General features: G+C 68.2%; 12 protein-coding genes and 1 pseudogene. All 13 read left to right on the forward strand.

Features of this window, described 5'->3' with window-relative positions:
- Nucleotides 1–26: 26 nt before the first annotated feature.
- The 13 genes and pseudogenes from AC5DRG_RS49705 (at nucleotide 27) to AC5DRG_RS49765 (ending at nucleotide 16,444) form a co-directional block, all read left to right on the forward strand.
- Nucleotides 27–872 carry a polyphosphate polymerase domain-containing protein gene (locus AC5DRG_RS49705; protein ID WP_491813376.1) on the forward strand — a complete coding sequence of 282 codons (846 nt, stop codon included), beginning with the start codon at nucleotides 27–29 and terminating at the stop codon, nucleotides 870–872.
- Entirely contained in the window at nucleotides 869–1,546 is a 678-nt protein-coding gene (locus AC5DRG_RS49710; protein ID WP_491806947.1) for a DUF4956 domain-containing protein, read from the forward strand. The genes AC5DRG_RS49705 and AC5DRG_RS49710 overlap by 4 nt, the downstream gene beginning before the upstream one ends.
- A complete protein-coding gene (locus AC5DRG_RS49715; protein ID WP_491806948.1) occupies nucleotides 1,546–3,327 on the forward strand; it encodes a CotH kinase family protein in 1,782 nt (593 codons plus the stop codon). Before AC5DRG_RS49710 ends, AC5DRG_RS49715 begins: the two co-directional genes overlap by 1 nt.
- Before the next feature lie 85 nt (nucleotides 3,328–3,412).
- Nucleotides 3,413–4,159 carry a response regulator transcription factor gene (locus tag AC5DRG_RS49720; protein WP_491806949.1) on the forward strand — a complete coding sequence of 249 codons (747 nt, stop codon included), beginning with the start codon at nucleotides 3,413–3,415 and terminating at the stop codon, nucleotides 4,157–4,159.
- On the forward strand, nucleotides 4,156–5,754 hold the full coding sequence (locus AC5DRG_RS49725) for a sensor histidine kinase (protein WP_491806950.1): 1,599 nt from the start codon (nucleotides 4,156–4,158) through the stop codon (nucleotides 5,752–5,754). Before AC5DRG_RS49720 ends, AC5DRG_RS49725 begins: the two co-directional genes overlap by 4 nt.
- Nucleotides 5,755–5,796: 42 nt before the next feature.
- Nucleotides 5,797–6,633, forward strand: a complete 837-nt coding sequence (locus tag AC5DRG_RS49730) for a fumarylacetoacetate hydrolase family protein (protein ID WP_491806951.1) — start codon at nucleotides 5,797–5,799, stop codon at nucleotides 6,631–6,633.
- A gap of 230 nt (nucleotides 6,634–6,863) precedes the next feature.
- Nucleotides 6,864–7,483, forward strand: a pseudogene (locus AC5DRG_RS49735) (glycosyltransferase); the annotation flags it as partial.
- Nucleotides 7,484–8,005: 522 nt separating this feature from the next.
- Complete coding sequence (locus tag AC5DRG_RS49740; protein WP_491806952.1) at nucleotides 8,006–10,321, forward strand: glycosyl hydrolase family 95 catalytic domain-containing protein; 2,316 nt, start codon at nucleotides 8,006–8,008, stop codon at nucleotides 10,319–10,321.
- A 55-nt stretch (nucleotides 10,322–10,376) separates the two neighbouring features.
- The gene (locus tag AC5DRG_RS49745; protein WP_491806953.1) at nucleotides 10,377–12,266 is read left to right on the forward strand and encodes a glycoside hydrolase family 97 protein; all 1,890 of its coding nucleotides are present in this window, start codon (nucleotides 10,377–10,379) and stop codon (nucleotides 12,264–12,266) included.
- An 860-nt stretch (nucleotides 12,267–13,126) separates the two neighbouring features.
- Nucleotides 13,127–14,893, forward strand: coding sequence for an ABC transporter ATP-binding protein (locus AC5DRG_RS49750; RefSeq protein WP_491813377.1), 1,767 nt, complete (start codon nucleotides 13,127–13,129; stop codon nucleotides 14,891–14,893).
- Nucleotides 14,894–14,933: 40 nt separating this feature from the next.
- Nucleotides 14,934–15,290, forward strand: coding sequence for a DUF7660 family protein (locus AC5DRG_RS49755; RefSeq protein WP_491806954.1), 357 nt, complete (start codon nucleotides 14,934–14,936; stop codon nucleotides 15,288–15,290).
- A 328-nt stretch (nucleotides 15,291–15,618) separates the two neighbouring features.
- Complete coding sequence (locus AC5DRG_RS49760; RefSeq protein WP_491806955.1) at nucleotides 15,619–15,939, forward strand: GYD domain-containing protein; 321 nt, start codon at nucleotides 15,619–15,621, stop codon at nucleotides 15,937–15,939.
- 178 nt (nucleotides 15,940–16,117) lie between these two features.
- Nucleotides 16,118–16,444, forward strand: coding sequence for a GYD domain-containing protein (locus AC5DRG_RS49765; RefSeq protein WP_491806956.1), 327 nt, complete (start codon nucleotides 16,118–16,120; stop codon nucleotides 16,442–16,444).
- Nucleotides 16,445–16,715 lie beyond the last annotated feature (271 nt).

A 16,715-nucleotide genomic window follows, 5' to 3' on the forward strand; every position in this document is an offset into this window, starting at 1 on the left:
ACCAGGACCCGGCGGGGGAGCAGCCGTTGCACGTGGCCAGCAGGCTCCACGCGTTCAACCGGTTCGAGCTGAAGTACCTCGTGCCGGTCGAGGAGGCGGCCGAGATCCGGGACGAGCTGGCCGAACGGATGGACCGCGATCTGAACAGCCCGGTCGGAGGCTACGGCGTATGGAGCCTGTACTACGACACCCCGCAGCTGCGGTTCTACTGGGAGAAGATCGAGGGCCTGAAGTTCCGGCGCAAGTTGCGAATCCGCCACTACGGGAACCTGGACGGCGTCACCGACGAGTCTCCGGTCTGCGTGGAAATCAAGCAACGGGTCAACCGGGTCACGCAGAAGCGCCGCATCACTCTCCCCTACGGCACCGCCCGGCAACTGTGCGACGGCCGGCAGCTGGTGGAGCACTCACCCAACGAACGGGCCTTCATCCACGAGGTGCTCGAACTGGTCGTACGGCTGAACCTGCAGCCCACCGCGATCACCGGCTACCAGCGCGAGGCACTGGTCGGCCGCGACGCTGACACCGGACTGCGGGTGACCTTCGACCGGCGCATCCGCGGCCGGGACCGGGACTTCCACTTCGGCATCGCCGGACCCGAGAACCGGTTCACCATCCCACCCCACATGTCGGTGATGGAGATCAAGGTCAACGAGCGCACCCCGCACTGGATCACGGACCTCGCCGCACGCCGGAACCTCAACCTCATCCGGATCTCCAAGTACGTGCAGTCCGTCGAGGCGTTCGGCCTGGCACCCCGATCCGTCTTCCATGTCAACGAGGCGGACTACCCGCCGCCCACCCCCACCGAGCAGTCGCTGCCCCAGCAGCGGTCGGCGCCCGAGGCGCCCTGGAAAGCAGGAGCACAGTGAACTTCGATCTGCAGGAACTCAGCGGTACGTTCAGCGTCACCGACGTGGTCGTGGCCATGGCGCTGTCGTTCATCCTGAGCACGATGATCGGTTACGTGTACCGGTACACGCACCGCAACGTCTCCTACAGCCAGTCCTATGTCCAGACCCTCGTCATCGTCGGCATGATCGTCGCGCTGATCATGCTGGTCGTCGGGTCCAACCTGGCCCGGGCATTCTCGCTGGTCGGAGCATTGTCCGTCGTCCGGTTCCGGAACGCGGTCAAGGAGACCAGGGACGTCGGCTTCATCTTCCTGGCCATGGCCGTGGGCATGGCCGCAGGCGCACGCTTCTACACCCTCGCCGCGGTCGCCGCGGTGGTGATCTGCGTCGTCATCATCGTGATGTTCAAGTTCAACTGGTTCGCGCTCAACGTCCAGCGCCAGGTCGTCAAGGTCCAGGTGCCGGCCGGCGAGGACTACTCGTCGGACATTCGTGACGTCCTCATCCGCTACACCAGCGAGTTCGAGCTGGTGAGCACCGAGACGATCCGGGGCGGGGCGCTGACCGAGGTGTTCTACACGGTGCGCATGAAGAAGGGCACCGAACCCGGCGACCTGGTGATCGCGCTGCAGGAACGCACATCCGGCCAGCGGGTCACCGTCCTGACCGGTTACGACACGACCGACCTGTGATGAGCGGCGAGGCGACGGCACGCAGGCCGCGGCGGCTGCGGGACCGCGTCCCCGTACGGTTGCGGCACCACTGGAAGCCGGCCGCGGCCCTGTGCGCGGGTCTGGCTGTGATGGTCTTCTTCTTCGGCGACGCCCGCATATCGCCGTACGTCACCTCCTCCTCCAGCGTGGAGGCCGACATCATCACGGATGACGTGCGGGGCACAGTCGGCCTGTATGACACGTCCGTGTCCCACTCCGTCCAACTCGAGTACGACCAGACCGAGTTCGACAAGATGATGAAGGAGTTCCGGGAGGACGGCACCAAGGAGTACATCGAGGCCGACCTCACCATCGACGGCGTGTATCTCGAGGACGTCGGGATCCGCCTTAAAGGGAATTCCACCCTGATGTCCCTGCGCGGCAGCAGCGGGACCATGCCCGGTGGCGGCCGGGACATGCCCGAAGGTGTCGCGCAGGGCGACCCCGCCCCGTCGCAGAGCGACGGGGCCGGGGGGCAGGGCAACGGCGGAGGAGCCGGCGGTATGGCCGGGGGCATGGGCGGGATCACCCAGTACAACCTCTCCGAGAAGAAGCCGGAGGAACTGCCCTGGCTCATCAAGATCGACGAGTATGTCGAAGGCCGTGCCTACCAGGGCGAACGAGAGATCTCGCTGCGGCCCGGCAGCGACGGCCAGGTGCCGGTGAACGAGGCACTCTCGCTGAGCCTGACGGACACCACGGGTCAGAAGAACGAGCGGTACGCCTTCACCTCGGTGAAGGTCAACAACCGCCCGGTCACCACCCGCCTGATGGTCGAGAGCCCCGACACCGAGTACGCCGAGTCCGTCGGGGACGGCAACGGGGTGCTCTACAAGGCCCGGGCAGGCGGCAGTTTCGAGTACCGCGGAGACGACCCGACCGACTACGAAACCTCCTTCGAGCAGCTCAACAAGGTCGGCAGCCAGGACTTGGAGCCGGTCATGAAGCTCATCAAGTGGGCCGACCAGGCATCGGACAAGGAGTTCGAGGAGGAGCTCGACCAGTACGTGGACGTAGAGTCCCTGGCCACGTACCTCGCCGCGCAGAACCTGCTGCTGAACTTCGACGACATGGCCGGCCCGGGCAAGAACTACATGCTCTATTACGACCTGGACACCAAGAAGTTCTCGGTCCTGGGCTGGGACTACAACCTCACCTTCACCGGCGACGCGACGTCGGGGCCTGACGATGAGATAAGCATCGGCGGTGCCTTCGGTGGCGGCGAAGGCACCGCCAATGGGCAGGGCGAGCAAGGCGGCCAGGGCACAGGCGGCCAGAGCGAGCAGAACACGCCCTCCGGGGCGCCGTCAGGGATGCCCGAGAACCTGCCGGAGGGAGTGCCGTCTGGGATGCCCCAGGGAATGCCATCGGACATGCCAGAAGGAATGCCAGAAGGAATGCCGGAAGGAATGCCGGAAGGAATGCCGTCGGGCATGCCGGGCGGCGCGGCAGGCGGCGACCAGAACGGCCAGGGCGATCAAGGCCAAGCCGGTGGGTTCGGCAGCATGATGGGCCACCCTCTGAAGGATCGCTTCCTGGACTCGGACGCCTTCGATTCCGTCTACAAGAAGGCGTACAAGGAGCTGTACGAGAAGTTCTACGGCTCCGGCACCGCCCTGAAGGACCTGGACGGCATCGCCGAACAGGCCCGGCAGGCCGGCGCCGACGGCGAGGAACTGAACTCCGCTGTCGAGAAGCTGCGCAAGACGGTCACCGAGCGCTCCGAGGCGCTGGCGAAGGACAAGGAGGTGACCGGCTGATCTCCGGGGCCCGGACGGCGTTCCCCGTGGGACGCCGTCCGGGCTCTCGGTGCACCTCGAACCCCGTACCAGCGAAGGAACTTCCATGCCCATCGCGCCGTCAGGGCCCGCGAAGCCCAGGCACACCGTGCTCGTCGTCGAGGACGACCCCAGCATCCGCACCCTGCTCACCTCAGCCCTTCATGCCGCCGGATACGCGGTGAGCACCGCCGACACCGGCCAGAGGGCCATGTTCGAAGCGGGCCGCGGCCAGCCTGATCTGATCGTGCTGGACGTCGGTCTCCCCGACACCGACGGCTTCGAGGTGACCCGGCACCTTCGAGCGGAGGGCGTCTACACACCCGTGTTGTTCCTGACGGCCCGTACCGACGTCGAGGACCGCATCATCGGCCTCAGCTCCGGTGGCGACGACTACGTCACGAAGCCGTTCCACGTACAGGAGGTGCTGCTGCGTATCCGCGCCATCCTGCGCCGCAGCGACATGCCACCGGGCGGCGGGACCAAGCGGGTGCCGCTGCGGTACGCGGATCTGGACCTGGACGAGCAGACCCACGATGTGCGGCGGGCCGGCCTGCCCATCCAGCTGTCACCCACCGAGTTCCGGCTGCTGGTCTGTCTGCTGACCCAGCCCGAACGTGTGGTGGGCAAGAAGGAGATCCTGTCCCAGGTCTGGCACTACGACTTCGCGGGCGACGCCCGCATCGTCGACACCTACGTACGCAATCTGCGGCGCAAGATAGACCGGTTCGAACCTCAGCTCATCCAGACGATCCGCGGCGTCGGTTACTGTCTGCGGGCCGAACACCACGGCCGGGGAGCGGCGGCGCTGTGAGGCCCTGGCTGCGGCGACTGAAGCCGCGTTCGCTCCGGGCCCGGCTTGTTCTCGGGGCCACCCTGCTGGCCACCTCGGCGGTGCTGCTCTGCCAGGCCGCGGGGCTCGCCCTGCTCCACACGTGGCTGACCGACCAGGTCGACGGCAGGCTCACCCGTTTCCAGCCAGTGCCCCAGCTCTACCAGGACGCGGCCAACGGCCGGACAGCAGCAGGGGAGCCCGCCGGGAAAGACACGCTCCCCTCGGACTACCGGGTGTATTTCTACGACAGCGGCGGTCACAGATTGGCCACGTCGCTGAACGGTAGCGGGGGCAGTGGCGGGCCACGGCTGCCGCGAGCGGAGTCGGCCCTCGGCCTGAAGAACGGCCGGCCCACCACGGTCGCCGCGACCGATGGCGGCAGCACCTGGCGAGTGATCGCCCGAACCGGCACCGACGGCACCAGGGTCGTGGTGGCGCTGCCTCTGAGAGAGGTGGACGACGCGACCTCCAGGATGCTGTGGTTCAGCCTCGTTGTGGGAGCGGCCGTCGCGGCCGGCGTCATCGTCTTCGGTAATCTTGTCGTGCGACTGGGACTGCGGCCGCTGGCTCGTGTCGAGCGCACCGCCCGACGCATCGCCGATGGTGAACTGCAGCTGAGTGTTCCGGACCGGCACGTGGCCACCGAGGTCGGTCACCTCAGCCGCGCGTTGAACACCATGCTCGACCGGTTGCGGGCCGCCCTGCACCGGGCCGAGGCGTCCGAACAGCGGCTGCGCCACTTTCTGGGGGATGCCGGCCACGAACTGCGCACGCCGCTCACCTCGCTGCAGGGCTTCGCCGAACTGCTCGAACAGGAACCGGGGATGAGTCCGGAGCGACGCCAGGAGGCGCAGCAGCTGATCGTGCGGAACGCCGAGCGCATGAGCCGTCTCGTCGACAGCCTGTCCCAGTTGGCCAGGCTGGGGGACCTGCCCGCGACGCGATGGCAGTCCGTCGACCTGCTCTCGCTGGCCGCCGACAGCATCGCTGCCGTCGCCGTACGCCATCCCGATCGCGGTATCGGCCTCGGTGCCCTCACGGACAGCCGGGACGACTCCGGTGACGAGGCCGCGCTGGACGTCGTGGATGCCGTCGGTGATCCTCATCAGCTGGCGCAGGTCCTGACGAACCTTCTGACCAACGCCTGCCTCCACACCCCGCCCGGGACACGGATCCAGGTGCGCGTCGGCACCTTCCGCGTCCGCCCGCACGGTCAGGGCACGGATGTGCCGGGCCGTACGAGCGTCAACCCACCGCTGGCCCCAGGCATCCGTGTCTGTGCCGTCGAGGTGGCCGACGAAGGGGCCGGCCTCGCCGCGCCGGACGCGCGGCGGGTCTTCGAGCGCTTCTACCGCGCCGACTCCGCCGCGCGGGCCGTGGCGGGCTCCGGCCTGGGACTGGCGATCGCCGCCAGCGCCGCGGAGGCCAACGGCGGGCGTCTGGAGCTCGACACTCGGCCGGGCGAGGGCTGCACCTTCCGCCTGCTCCTGCCGTACCGTCCCGCCACCGAGTTCACCCGATGCCCCGGGGAACGGGCGGACCCACCGCTGCCCATTCCGGCCTCCAGCACCTGACGCGGCCCCTTGTCCGTTCTCCCTACCGAAGGAGTTCCACCGGTGAAGCTCAGCACCGTACGACTGGGACGAGACCGCACGGCCGCCGCGCGTCTGCAGAAGAAGCACTGCGTGGTGCTGCCGTACCGGGACGTCGGAGCGCTGATCGCGTCCGGCGACGGCTGGCGGGAACGGGCCGCCGCCGAGACCGGAGAGCGTCACAGACTGGACGATGTCTCGTACGCGCCACTGATCGTCCGGCCGGGCAAGGTCGTCAGCGTCGATCCCGGCTACGCGGCCCGTGCCCGGGAGACGGGGCGGCCCATCCCGGCCGTTCCGGAGTTCCGCGTGCGGGACGGCCGCCGTGTCGTAGGTGCCCACGACGACATCTGCCTGCCGTCCGAGGAACAGGACGTGGACTGGGGCGTGGCGCTGGGCCTGGTGATCGGGCGCCGGGCCCGTGGGGTCACGGCCGAAACCGCCCTGAGCCACGTCGCCGGCTACACCGTGGTCAACGACGTCACCGTACGAAGTCGCCCGGGCGGTGTCCTCGACGCCGGGCCGTCTCCAGCCGTCGCCACCGCTGTGGGGCCCGCCCTCGTCACCATCGAGGACGCACCGATGGGTGGTCGTGGCCTGACGATGAACGGCCTCGTCGACGGACGAGTCAGACAGAAGGCGAACACCTCGGAGCTGATATTCGACGTCGCCACGGTCATCGCCCACGTCAGTACCGTCGTCACTCTGCTGCCCGGAGACCTGATCACGACCGGAACGCCGGCCGCCTCGCGCACCGGCCGCGAACCCGGGATGTGCCTCCATCCGGGAATGAAGGTGGTCGCCTCGATCAAAGGTGTCGGTGAACTCCGGAACGCCGTGATGCGGTCGTGCTCACAGTGAACTGCGGGAACGATTTCGGCCATTGATCTGACTCACCGTCAGTTCCCTGCATTCTCCCCCCACCCCCACAGTCGAGGCGGCAACAGTGAGGTCGCGGCCCTGGATCAGGGCCTGTGAGCCGCAGTCTGCCGTCCCCTCATGCCTGAGGAAGCCAGGACTCCCACCCCCACCTCACCGCATCCGCCGTCCGCACGGAGCGTCCGGCCGAGTTCCAGCCCGCCGAGCGCTCTGTGCTCCCGCACGCCGGTAACGCGACGGTGGACATCGTCGTGCCGGTCTACAACGAGGAACGGGCCCTGCCCGGCTGCCTGCGCACGCTCCACGCCCGCCTGAGCGCGCGGGCTTCCTTTTCCCCTGGCGGATCACCGTCGCCGACAACGCCAGCACCGACCAGACCCTCACCACCGCCCGCCGCCTCGCGGACGAGCTGCCCGGCGTCGGCGTCGTCCACCTGGACCGCAAGGGCCGCGGGCTCGCACTGCGCACCGTCTGGGGTGCCAGCGACGCGGACATCGTGGCGTACATGGACGTGGACCTGTCCACCGGCCTGGACGGGCTGCTCCCGCTCGTCGCACCGCTGGCCAGCGGGCACTCGGACCTCGCGATCGGCTCCCGGCCGGCTCCCGGCGCGCGCACGGTGCGCGGCCCACGCCGCGAGTTCGTCGACGCGTGGTTCTTTGACACCGAGCTGCTGCTGCTTGCCGAGCACAACGGACTGCGCGTCCACGAGGTACCGGTCGACTGGGTCGAGGACGTCGACACCCGGGTGGACGTGGTGAGCACCGCCAGGGACGACCTGCGGGGCCTGTGGCGCATGGCGCGCCTCAAGGCCTCCGGCGACGCCCGGGTCGAGAGCGCGGACTCCGGTGCGAAGGGCACCCGGATACGCTTACCGAACGTCGCCAGCTAGCCCGGCGTCACGAGCGGTCACCGCGAAGTCTCAGATCCCGTTGAGATTGGCCCAGTCGGGCCGGGTGAGCTGGGGGCGGGGGTGCTCCGGCAGCGGATGGTCTGACGAACAGCGTCAGGACCGATGCGGCGGCCACGAGATGTCGCACGATGCTGGCACTCCTCCGGTGTGAGAAAGAAGCTGGCATGGGCACCACAGCACCGGTGTCGGTAGTTGCCCAGACCTGTAGCGGGGTGGCCCGAACCTGCCTGGTGCCCCTTGCGTAGACCACCCCTATACATCGGATGAGTTGAGGGCTTCGGGCGGGGTGTGGCGTTAGGCGTGGCGTCCGAATCTATCTGCTATCCACCTGTAGTGAGCCCGATTTCGCAACCGTCAGAGTAATTGACAGGTACACGAAGCGCGCTTAGGTTCGCCGATACACCCGATGTATCGATGATCCGTCAGGTCTGGAGGACGATGATGACCTCACAGCCGGAGAAACACTCGAAGGTGCCCCGCAGAGCCGTACTCGGCACCGCACTGGGCGGAGCGGCAGCCGCAGCCCTGCCGGGCACGGCCCACGCCGAGCAGCACGAACAGACGGTGTCCACCGAAAGCGACGGCAGACACCCCTGGAGACTCCGCGACACCATGACCACCGACGGCGCCTGGGAGAGATTCCTGCGCGGCCAGGACCTGTTGTGGACCAGGCTGCCGACCCTCTGGTACGAGGGCCCGTTCCTCGGCGACGGGCTGCTCGGCAGCATGGTCTACCAGGAACCGGGCGCGAACCAGGTCCGCTTCACCGTCCAGCACGGCCATGTCCAGGACCACCGGCCCGAGTTCGGCAGCGGCTGGGGCACCTGCCGGCTACCGGTAGGGCACCTCACGCTCGAACCGGCCGGCACCATCACCGCCGTCGACTGGCGACTGAGCCTGTGGAACGCCGAACTCACCGGAACCGTCACCACCACCGCGGGCACACTCACCCTCGCCGCCCTCATCCACGACGAGGTCCTGGCCGTACGGGTGACAGCCGACGGCGGCGAACAGGCCACCTGGACCTTCCACCCCGAGGAGGCCATCAGCCCCCGGAAGATCAGCGAAGCTCCACCCGCCGGCTACACCGCCAACCCGCCCTGGACCACGCGGACTTCCGCCGACGGCACCGAGCAGGTGCTCCAGCCCCTCACCGGCGGCCAGACCGCCACCGCGTACCACCGCACCGGCGACGACCTGCTGCTCAGTGTCGGCCACAGCTCGCCCTCCGACACAGCCGCCGAGACCGACTCGCTGCGCAAGCTGCGGCGCGTGAGGTCGTACGACACCCTCAGGCGACGGCACACGCGCTGGTGGCACGCCTTCTACCAGAAGAGCTTCGTCTCCTTCCCCGACCAGCGGCTGCAGAGCTTCCACTGGATCCAGCTCTACAAGGTCGCCTCCGCGAGCCGCGCGGGCGGCCCCGTCATGGCCACTTCGGGGCCGTGGCTGGAGCCCACGCCCTGGCCGGCGGTCTGGTGGAACCTCAACGTCCAGTTGGAGTACTGGCTCATCCACGGCTTCAACCACCCCGAACTCGACGCGCTCGCCACCACACTGCGGCAGAGCCAGGAACAGCTCATCGCCAACGTGCCAGCCGCCTACCGCGCCGACAGCTCAGGAATCGGCCGTAGCTCCGACATGTTCGCCAACCGGGCGGTGGGGGAGCCGGGCACCGGCGCCGAGACCGGCGACCTCACCTGGGCGCTCCACAACGTGTGGCTGACCTACCAGCACTCCATGGACAAGGCCCTCTTACGCGACACGATCTATCCGGTACTGCGCCGGGCGATCAACTACTACCTGCACTTCCTCACCCCGGGCAGCGACGGCAAGCTCCACCTGCCGAGCACCCTCTCGCCCGAATACCCCGTCGTGCCGCCGCAGGACACCAACTACGACCTGGCCCTGATCCGCTGGGGCTGCCAGACGCTCATCGAGTCGGCCGAACTCCTCGGCATCGACGACGAGTTGATCCCGCGCTGGCAGGAGGTACTGGCCAGGCTCACGCCGTACCCGGTCGACGACAACGGCTTCATGATCGGAGCCGACACGCCGTACGCCCAGTCCCACCGTCACTACTCGCACCTCCTGATGGTCTACCCGCTGTACCTCGTCAACTGGGACCAGCCCGAAAGCCGCGACCTGATCACGAAGTCGGTGGTCCGCTGGCACGCGCTGACCGGCGCCCACCGGGGCTACAGCTACACCGGGGCCGCCTCGATGTACGCGATGACCGGCGACGGCGACACCGCGATCGGGTACCTGCGGAAGTTCTTCGACACCACCACCCGCTACCCCTGCCGGCCCAACACGCACTACACCGAGGCCGGTCCGGTCATCGAGACCCCGCTGTCCGCCTCGCAGTCCCTGCACGACATGTTCTGCCAGAGCTGGGGCGGCGTGATCCGCGTCTTCCCGGCCGTTCCGACCGCCTGGGCGGACGTCACCCTGCACAACTTCCGTACCCAGGGCGCCTTCCTGGTCAGTGCCGTGCGCAAGGCGGGGGAGACTCGGTTCATCCGGATCAGGAGCCTGGCGGGCGAGCCGCTCCAACTCCGGCACGGCCTCAGCGGGACCGTGACGGTCCTGCTGGACGACGGCACCCCGGCCCGCACCCAGGACCTCGGCGACGGCACTCTCGCCATCGACCTGCCCCGGGGGCGCGAGGTACTCGTCCACTCCGGCTCCCGGCCCGACCTCGTCATCGCACCCGTCGCCGTCAGCGAACCGGGCGCCGCCTGGGGACTGCCGTAGAGATCGCCCGTTCGGCCACCCACACCACCCCACCTCATGAACAGGGAGGGTTTTCATGGCTGTTCCCCTCAGAACAGCGGTCGCCGCGCTCTGCGCCGGGCTGGCGGCCACACTCTGCACGACCGCGCCCGCACGGGCCGAGCAGAACGACCATGTCTGGGCCGTCTCCGCGACAGCGCACGCACCGCGCGCGCAGATTTCCCTGGACGACACCACCGGCACGCTCAGCCTGTCGGTGTCCCGCGACGGCCGCACCGTCATCGAACCGTCGCCCGTCGGTATCGTCACCGAACAGGCCGACTTCTCCCAGAACTTGCGCTTCCTGTACCGCAAGGACCGGCTGGTCGACGAGCGGTACCGGACGAAGTCCGGCAAACGACTGGAACGCCGGGTCCGCATGAACGAAACGCGCCTGTCGTACGCCACCCCCGCCGGCGCCCGTCTCGACCTCGTCGTCCGTGCTTCCGCCGACGGAGTCGCCTACCGGTACGTTGTGCCCTCCGGGTACGGCGACGTGCTCGGCGAGACCTCCGCGTTCAACCTGCCGCCGGACGCGGGCGCGTGGCTCAGCACCTACCGGGTCGACAACGAGGGCCAGTTCAATCAGTACACCGCCGCGACCGCCCCCACCGGCGCCTACTCCGACCAGGCGCTGTTCGCGACCGACGGCGGCTACACCCTGCTCGCCGAGTCCGACCTGACCGGTAGCTACTCCGGCTCACGGCTCGCCCACGAACAGGGCACCGGCACCTACCGGATCGCACTCGCCGACGACCGGATCCACACCGACGGCCCCCTCGCCACCCCCTGGCGGGCCGTGATCGCCGGCGACCTCGCCACCGTGACCCGTTCCACCTTCACCGACGACCTCGCACCCGCCTCCGAGGTCGCCGACACCTCCTGGATCCGGCCCGGCACCGTGCTGTGGACCTGGCTCGCCGGCGGCCGCGCGGCAGGCCAGAGCCTCACGGCTCAGAAGGCCTACGTCGACTACGCCGCCGAGCGGCACTGGCCCTACGAGGCCGTCGACGCGGGCTGGTATTTCAAGACGGACGAGTGGGACACCACCGACCCGAACTGGCAGACCAACAGCTGGATGCCGGAGCTTGTCGATTACGCGCGCGCCAAGGGCGTCGGGATCATCGTCTGGATCCACCAGCGCGACCTCGACACACCCGAAGAACGCGCCCAGTGGCTGCCCACCCTGGAGCAGTGGGGCGTCAAGGGCGTCAAGATCGACTTCATGAACTCCGAGGCGCAGTCCATGCTCCAGTGGTACGACGCCATCCTCGCGGAGACGGCCGCCCACCACCTCATGGTCGACTTCCACGGCTCCACCGTCCCCAAGGGCATCCAGCGCACCTGGCCCCAGGTCATGACCCTGGAAGGCGTCGGCGGCGAGGAGAAGCGCACCAACACCTCCGCCCACCTCACCACCCTCCCCTTCACCCGCAACGTCATCGGCTCCATGGACTTCACCCCCGGCGCCTTCCAACGCGTGGGCCTGCGCCCCAACTCCGACGCGGCCGAGGTCGGCCTCACCGTCGTCTACGAGTCGGGCCTGCAGATGTTCGCGGGCACCCCCGAGTCCTACGACGCCCGGCCGCTCGCCCGGGACTTCTTCGACCAGGTCCCCGCCGCCTGGGAGGACACCCGGCTGCTCGCCGGTGTACCCGGCCAGGAGGCGGCCCTCGCCCGACGCAGCGGCGACCGCTGGTTCCTGGGAGGGGTGTACGCCGGCGCCGCCCACACGGCCGACGTACCGCTGACCATCGGCCCCGGACAGTGGCTGGTCGAAACCATCCGGGACGGCACCGACGGCCTGGTCAAGGACCAGCAGGTACTGCGCGGCGGGGACACGCTCAGCATCGATGTCGTCGCGGGCGGCGGCTTCGCGGGCATTGCCTGCCCCTGGCACCGGGGCATGACAAGCTGCTACCGCTGAGTGGAATCGAAACCCAGGAATTACCAAGGTTTTCACAGCATGTACATGGGAATTGAATTCTGAGATTTCAACTTAGGTCGCACGGGGCTGTGTTAAGTTTCCTTTCATCGAGCGGCGGGGTTGCTCAGGACGATGTCTCTGATCACCTCTCCGTCCGTGCGGAATTCCCTTCCCGTGCAGTACTGGAAACTCAGAAGGAGTCAGTATGAGCTTCAGGGTTGTTGCCCCGCTTACCCCCCGGCGGAACGCGAACGCGGACCCGAACGCCGATCAGTTCCCGCCGCCCCCGCAGCAGGCACAGCAGGCGCGCCGTCGCCGCCCGCGTCCCGGGGAGCCCGTGCCGCCCAGGGCCGGCAACTGACGTAAAAGCCCTGCTCACGAGGGAGGGTCGGTGGTGCACCACCGACCCTCCCGGCATGTCCGATCCGCTCCGCAGCGCTGTGCGCGGACTGTGGATCTCCCCGGAAACACCTGGCGATCGGGCAAAGTCCCGGAAACTGCGGGAGCTCGGTTCGTAACGTATTCGAAGCGTGCTCCTGGTCATGCAGCACAGGAGAAAAATGCGCGCGACCAAGGGTTATTCAGGGATTGACCATCCTCGAAGCGTCCCGCCGGGCATTGAATTGTCCGCGTACGGGTTTCCTATTGTCCGGGCACGCGAAAATGCGCCACCGGACGACGACCGCCCGCCCGGGAACTCGGAAAAGGGCGAGGGCTTCGAAGGCTACGAATCGTACGATCAGTACGAGGGGCACGGCAGGTTCGGCGACGACGAAGAACCGGACGACGCGTACGACGACCCGTACGCCACCCGCACCCCCTCCGTACCCGCCCGCACCGCGTTCCGCCGCTTCTGGCCCATGACCAAGGGGTTGCGGCGCTGGCTCGTGGCTGTCTGGCTGTGCACCGTGCTCGGCGCGCTCGCCGAGACGGCCGCCATCCTGCTCTTCGGTGATCTCACCGACAACGCGCTGCAGAACGGTTCACTGGACGCCTTCTGGACCCCCGCCGCCCAGTGGCTCGGCATCGCCGTGGTGGGCGCGGTCATCGGCTACGCGGGCGGCTCCCTCTCCGTGTGGGCGTCGGAGCGGTTCGTGATGCGGCTGCGCGAGCACGTCTTCGACCACGTGCAGAAACTGCCCCCGCACTTCTTCCAGCGTCACCGTCAGGGCGATCTGCTCTCCCGGCTGACCGGTGACATCGAGGCCATCGAGCAGATGGCCGTCTCCGGGCTCATCGGCACCGCCTCCGCGTTGTTCAGCGCCGTCTTCTACGCGGCAGCCGCGTTCTGGCTGCAGTGGGATCTCGCGGCGGTCACCTTCGCCCTCGCCCCGCTGTTCTGGCTGGCCGCACGGAGGTTCTCCGCCGGCGTCAAGTCCGTAGCCCGGGAAGGCCGGGTGGCGGACGGCGCGGTCACCTCCGTGGTGGAGGAGTCACTCGGCAACCTCGTCCTCACCCAGGCGTACGGCCGCCAGGACGCCGAGCGCCGCCGGCTGAAGCAGGAGGCGACGGCGTGGTTCCGTGCCTCCGTGCGCTCGGCCCGCCTCAACCAGGCGTACGGGCAACTGGTCCAGGTCATCGAAACAATCTGCGTCCTGGCCGTGATCGGCATCGGCGTGTGGGAGATCTCCGCCGGTCAGATGACGCTCGGCCAACTGCTCGCGTTCGCCGCCCTCTTGAGCTACCTCTACCCGCCCATCCGCAGCCTCGCCCAACTGGGCCTCCTCGTCACCGCCGCCACAGCCGGCGCCGAACGGCTCATCGAGGTGCTCAACGCCCGGCCCGCCGTCACCGACTCGGCCGCCCCCGCGCACACCGGGATCGGGCGCCCCGATGGCACCGTAGAGGTACGCGATGTGTCCTTCCGCTACCCGGGCACCGACACGGCGGCACTCCAAGAGCTGTCCTTCATCGTCCAACCGGGCGAACTGGTGATCATCACCGGGCCGAGCGGCGCCGGCAAGTCCACCCTCTCCAAACTCCTGTTGCGCTTCTACGACCCCGACTCCGGCTCCGTCCTCCTGGACGGCACCCCGCTGAACGCCTTCCCGCTGGAACGGCTGCGCGAGTACGTCGCCCTTCTCCCGCAGGAGACTCTGGTCCTGCACGACACGGTCCGCGCCAACATCGCCTGCGGCCGGCCCGGCGCCAGCGACCACGCCATAGAGGAGGCGGCCCGCACGGCCGACGCGCACGACTTCATCACGGCGCTCCCCGACGGCTACGACACCCGGGTCGACCCCAACTCCGCACGCTTGTCCGGCGGTCAGATGCAGCGCCTCGCCATCGCCCGGGCCGTACTGCGCGACGCGCCGGTCCTCGTCCTCGACGAACCGACGACCGGATTGGACGCGATCGCCGCCCGCCGCATCGTCGAGCCGCTGCGCCGCCTGATGGCCGGCCGCACCACCATCGTCATCACACACGACCTTGACCTGGCACCCGACGCCGACCGCATCCTCGTCATCGACCAGGGCCGCATCACCGAAACGGGACGCCACGACGAACTCCTCGCCCTGCGCGGAACCTACGCCCGCCTGCACACTTCCCGGAAGGAGACTCCCAGGGACCCGTACTCGCTGCCCGACGGCCCCGCCGACTACTACTACGGCGGACAGGCGTCCTGAGCATGCGTCGGTTATGAGAGGGTCATTGGCCGGGACGGCCATGGCGGACCGCTATGCCGCTGCCCTGGACATGGCGGAGTGGGCCGACCGGCTGGGCTGTGCGCGGATCACCGTGTCCGAGCACCACGGTTCCCCGGACTCGCGGCGATGGCGGCTCGCACGAAGGCACGAGGAGTTCATGATGTTCGGTGTGCCGATGGGCGAGCGGGCCAGGCGCAGCCAAGCCGAGGAGGACGACTCGTGGGAGAACCAGGACCTCGCTGGGTTCCTGGAGGCCCTGGCTGCATGGATCGACGACGCCGACGGCTGGTACAGCAATGCCGGCCGCGAGTTGCCCCCGAACGGCGACTGGAACTTCTTTGCACGGGCTCCACGGGCAGCGACCATGTACGAGTAGAACTCGCGCGCTTGGCTAGCGACTGGCCATGCATCAAATAGACGTGCCAGATACGTGCCAGATCTCGCGGACAACCACGGGGAACAGCGGGGAAACGAGGCAGCAGCCGCTCGGCCGCTGTTCCATGTCCCCCGCAGGTCAGCCCAGGAGCAAGCCCTAAAAGCCCTTAGCTTCCCAAGCCCAGAGCGCGGTTACGCCGCCATCGTTTCGACACCGTCTCGGCCAGGGCGTAAGCCGTATGGCGGCGGTCCTCGCGACGGTGGACGCGGAGCAGAAGGAGGATTCGGATAAGGGGGATTGCAGAGAAGTAGGCGAAAGGTGGAAACCCATGCCGAAGTATCTCTTCAGGGTCAGGTTGACCGTGGATGGACTGAAGGGCTTGCTCAAAGAGGGCGCCGCTGGGCGCCGCGAGGTCGTCGAACGCATGGTCCAAAGCCTGGGAGGCCAGCTTGAATCGATGTACTGGGCATTCGGCGAGGAGGACGTCTACGTCACGGTGGAGCTGCCGGGCAACACGTCCGCCGCCGCCATGGGTCTGGTCACGTCGGCGGCCGGTGGCGTTCGCACGAGCACGGTCGTGCTGCTGACACCCTCGGAGATCGACGAGGCGGTCCGCCAGAAGGTGGAGTACCGGGCACCCGGCGCCTGACACACCACCCCGCGGCCGATCCAGAGCTCTGGAGCATGGCTCCGCCGGGTGCATCGCTCACCCGGCGGCTATGACCGTGCCGGTCATCGTCTCCGGCCGTTCGGGGGATACGCGGGCCGCCTCCGGCGCGTTTCCTGCCCCGCGGGGGCATCCCTTGACGGAACGAAAGGGAGACATGATGCCGCTCTATCTATCGAGGTTCAGCTACACGCCGGAGACTTGGGCGAGGCTGATCGGCCACCCCGAAGACCGCGCAAAGGCCGCTCAGTCGTACATCGAGTCCGTCGGCGGGAAGCTCCACGGCTTCTGGTACGCCTTCGGCACCCACGACGGCTACAACCTGTGGGAGGCCCCCGACAACGTGTCCATGGCCGCGGTTGGCCTGGCGATCAGTGGAGGCGGCGCGCTCAGCTCGTTTGAGACGACTGTTCTCCTGACCGTCGAAGAAACCATGGATGCCCTGCGCAAAGCCGAGCAAGTCCAGTACCGGCCTCCGGGCGCGTAGCGGTCCAGATCACTTACAGCAACCGGGTTCAGGCATCAGGCTGCGGTACTGCAGAGAAGCACAGCAACCGTGACGACCACCATGCGTCGCACGCCTGCATCCCCCGAGTGATCGGCCCGAATGGCATCAACGACTGTCCCGCCGGTAGTTCGGGACGAAGAGGTCGTGAGTTCGGGCGCACCACAAGCACACCGGATCGAGCGGGGAACAGCGGGGAATCACGGTGAAAGCCGCCGTGACCAACGAGGACGCTGACCACCCGTTCGCACAG

The organism is Streptomyces sp. JLBG701 (assembly GCF_058544905.1).